Consider the following 3,844-nt stretch of genomic DNA (forward strand, 5'->3'; position numbering starts at 1 on the left):
CCCTTACATATCACATCAACTCAACAGTTTTCCTAATATTACTTAACCAACGCAGAATACATTTTTTAATATCTGCGGGGTTAGTTTGTCAAAGTATGAGGGTATTTATTTTATTTTTTATATTTTTGCAAACCCATAAGACTTAACAGCGGTTTTCTTCTTCAACAACCAATCTAAATGCTGTGGTAATAATTTTGCTAAATCATAATTATTTACTATAGTCTTTCTTGCGGCTGCACGAATAGCTTTCATATCTTGGAAGTTATCTAAAACTTTATTGACTTTATCTGCAATTTGTTCAGGAGAAAAGAAATCTACTAAAAGTCCATTTTTCCCATCTTTAATTACTTCTAAAACTGGTGGAGTATTAGCAGCTATTAACAAACATCCTGTTGACATTGCTTCCATCATTGACCAGGATAAAACAAAGGGACGGGTTAAATAAATATGGGCTGAAGATGCTTGTAATACTTGGAGATATTCATGATAAGGTAATCTACCAGTAAAGTGTAATCTGGATAAATCTAAATCCAGTTTTTCTAACATTAATTGTTTATAGGTTTTACCATCAGGAAGCTGTTTACCATAGGCTACTCTATCTTCTCCCACAACTACAATATGGCAATTTGGTCGTTGTTGTTGAATTAATGCTACCGCTTCCATAAACTGAGGAAAACCCCGATAAGGTTCCATTCCTCTTCCTACATAGGTGACTAATTCTGAGACATGGGAAAGGTCAAGATTAATGCAGGGTAAAACTAATTTAGCATCTGGCTTAGGTTGAAAAAAATTAGTATCAATTCCATCGTGACAAACATTAATTTTACTATGATATTCTGGGGGAAATTGTTGATGTTGCCAATTAGTGGGAGTAAGACCTCTATGGCAATTATATAAATCAATTAAAATCGGGGCGTTTTTTACACGAATTCGACATAAATCATCTGCATTTAATGGTTCACTAGGATCAAAATCAGCATCAGAACCGCGAGGATGATAAAACCATTCAAAGAAACATAATAATTCTGCTTTGGGAAAAACTTCTTTCATAAATAATGTTGGACCCCAACCAGAATGACCATAAATTATATCTGGAATAAAACCCTGTGCTTTCAGGTTTTCTGCGATTCGATATACAGCTTGTCCAGTCAGAACGGCATTTTCTAAATTGCGGACATAATGATGAGTTTGGGGTGCAGTTTGACGGGAAGGTTCATAAATAACTTTATGTACACCTGGTATTGTTCCTTCTTGACGATTGGTAGTAAATACTATTTGATAATTATCATCTTTTGCTAAAGCTGTGGCGAGGTGGCGAAATTGGGCGGGAAAATTGGGATGTAAGAATAAAATGCGTTTGGGAGTTATGGCAGCATTTTTCATAAAGTTTCAATATTTATTTCTAAGTAATAGAATCACGTAAATCATTAAGAGTAATCATCAACGTCATTGGTTCAAGAGGAGACAAAATAAAACCTAAAGCCAAATAAAAATCCTTAGCTTCTTCAGAAATAGCATGAACAATAATTCCTCTAATACCAATTGTATCAGCAGCTTGAACAACCCTTAGCGCCGCATCACGAAATAAAGCACGTCCTAAACCTTGACTTTGATAAGAACTATCTATTGCTAATCTTGCTAAAATTACTACCGGAATAGGGTCAGGCATATTTCGCCGAAATTTACCTAACGCTGATTGTACACTAATCGCTCCAGAAGCAAGGGCATAATACCCAACTACTCTATTGTCAACGCAGATCACAAAAGTTCTAGTTGCACCACTGATTTGATTAGTATAAGCTCGACGTTTTAACCAATCATCAAGAGAAGCGACTCCACAGGAAAAATCAGAGCAGGAGTGATGACTAGAGAGAGTTTCAGGTGGTGTTAAACTTAAACTCATTCTTTATCCCAAGATGGAGTTGTCTGCATGGTTTTGCGTAAACGCTCATTAGGTTGGGGTGGTGCATCTAGTAAGGCGATAAATTCTGCATAAGCCTCTGGACTGGCCCAAAAAATAGTCCGTTCCAGCAAAGTTTCCTCCGCAGCATTCCGCGCTGCTGCCAAAATAAAATCAGTTCTATTTTTACCTAACACTTTGGCGGCCATATCTATCAAATCACGTTCTTCTGGCTTAATGCGTAAATTTAGGGTGTTACGCACAGTTATATTTTTTGTTTTATTGGTCATGGTGGATTTTTTTGGGCGTAATTATTGATTAAATCATTTTAGCATATTGTAATGACAATGACATTACAATATTTGGTGAAAAAATCGCTATTTCTGGTAATAATTATAGCTAAACCCCGTCTAAGATGAAAACCATAGTTATTGAATTGAAAGTAGTGGGAGCATCTTGCTCCCTGCTGTTAAGTAGCGAGCAAGATGCTCGCATTACTTCAGGTTTCAAAATGGATGAGGTTTATAGCCATTAAGGAACGCAAATTTAATAACCTGCAATTCTGATGTAACCTGGAATGGTGCGTTACGCTGCAATACTGTTCGGTTAACGAAAATTTCCACGTAAACAACCTATTGTATAAAACCAAAAAATCATTGAAAATGTTGGGTTTCGTTCCTCAACCCAACCTACGTATTTTTGTTTTTTAGTCTTAACCGAACAGTATTGCGTTACGCTGTCGCTAACACACCCTACTTTTGCACCTTATTTAATTCACATTCCTAAGTAGAGATATTCCGCCGGAACGTCCTAACTACCCTGTCTGGTGCTATACAGCACTTCCTGATGTTATGAGGTACGGTTTTTTATCGCCAAACCCGTAGGGGCGCAGGGTCTGCGCCCTCCATTGCATTTCATTAGAGCGAGAATTGGGGGTTTTTGGCAAGGAAAGGTTAATATTTTTGATGATTTTGATCCGATTAGTAGGTCGCGGTTCGCTATCGCACTAACTTAATTGAGATTTTATATGTTCAGAAATTTGTCTTAAAATTTCTTCAATATCAACAGGTAAATATGGAAAAACGGAATCTTCAGAACCATCATGTAAATGATGGGGATAGGTTGAAATTTCAGGATGATGGGGTGCGTTATCCCAACATTTTATTAGTTCTCTATTTTCAGTTTGCTAATGGAAACTATATTTAATTATTTCTAAGTAGTGAGATAGAATTAATTACACAATGTCATTGCGTTAGCGCAGCGTGGCGTTAGCCATATGGAACGAAGTGAAATGAAGCAATCGCAAGGGTTGTGATTGCTTCCCTTCGCTCGCAATGACTGTAAATATTTTTGTCCAATTACTTACTTGTCCTGATGCTATTTGCAAGAATTCAAACATTTCTAAAAAGCTACCATCTTTTAATGTCAGACGATAACATCATAGTCCTTTATCAGTTTGTGATTCTTCTCGAATAATGGTTACATTTACGACTTCTGGACAAAGTGCAATTACAGATTTTATCCATGCCAAATAGTCATCGGCATTTCTAACATTTTTTATAAAGCTTGTTCTAATTTATGGATTTTTTGTAAGATATCTTTGCGTAGTTCGCATAAGCTGAACCACTCAAAAAAATCCATTTCATCTCCTAAATTTCCTGAGTTAAATTGTTCTAAAAATTGTTCAGAAGCGAGTTGATATTTTTTCTCAAATTTATCTATATCTAAGTTATAGATAGCGAGTTTTTGGCGATAACGGGTTAAAATTACATTTAAAAGTTGTCCAATAATTCTATCTAATTCTGTGTTGTCGCTACAGGTTTCACTCAACAATTCTAATTTTTCTAATGTATTCATAATTATATATATGTTTTTAGTGAAGTTTTTCTTGATTATACACTATTCGAGGCAATAAATATCATATATGGGTGCGGCTCTTTTAGG

Annotated in this window: 4 protein-coding genes and 1 pseudogene; all 5 read right to left on the reverse strand. The window is 35.7% G+C overall.

Annotated features, from left to right (window positions below; translation table 11 throughout):
* Positions 1 to 117: 117 nt before the first annotated feature.
* Positions 118 to 1,383: a glycosyltransferase family 4 protein gene (locus FJR37_RS25540; protein ID WP_174763482.1), complete on the reverse strand. Its 1,266-nt coding sequence runs from the start codon at positions 1,381 to 1,383 to the stop codon at positions 118 to 120.
* A 19-nt stretch (positions 1,384 to 1,402) separates the two neighbouring features.
* Positions 1,403 to 1,903, reverse strand: coding sequence for a GNAT family N-acetyltransferase (locus FJR37_RS25545; protein ID WP_168467465.1), 501 nt, complete (start codon positions 1,901 to 1,903; stop codon positions 1,403 to 1,405).
* Complete coding sequence (locus FJR37_RS25550) at positions 1,900 to 2,190, reverse strand: DUF1778 domain-containing protein (protein ID WP_039202741.1); 291 nt, start codon at positions 2,188 to 2,190, stop codon at positions 1,900 to 1,902. The genes FJR37_RS25545 and FJR37_RS25550 overlap by 4 nt, the downstream gene beginning before the upstream one ends.
* A 716-nt stretch (positions 2,191 to 2,906) precedes the next feature.
* A pseudogene (locus tag FJR37_RS27335) lies at positions 2,907 to 3,068 on the reverse strand (DUF6516 family protein); the annotation flags it as partial.
* A gap of 389 nt (positions 3,069 to 3,457) precedes the next feature.
* On the reverse strand, positions 3,458 to 3,757 hold the full coding sequence (locus tag FJR37_RS25555; protein WP_168467466.1) for a hypothetical protein: 300 nt from the start codon (positions 3,755 to 3,757) through the stop codon (positions 3,458 to 3,460).
* Positions 3,758 to 3,844: the final 87 nt, after the last annotated feature.

The organism is Aphanizomenon sp. UHCC 0183, assembly GCF_009712065.1.
Taxonomy (GTDB): Bacteria; Cyanobacteriota; Cyanobacteriia; order Cyanobacteriales; family Nostocaceae; genus Dolichospermum; species Dolichospermum heterosporum.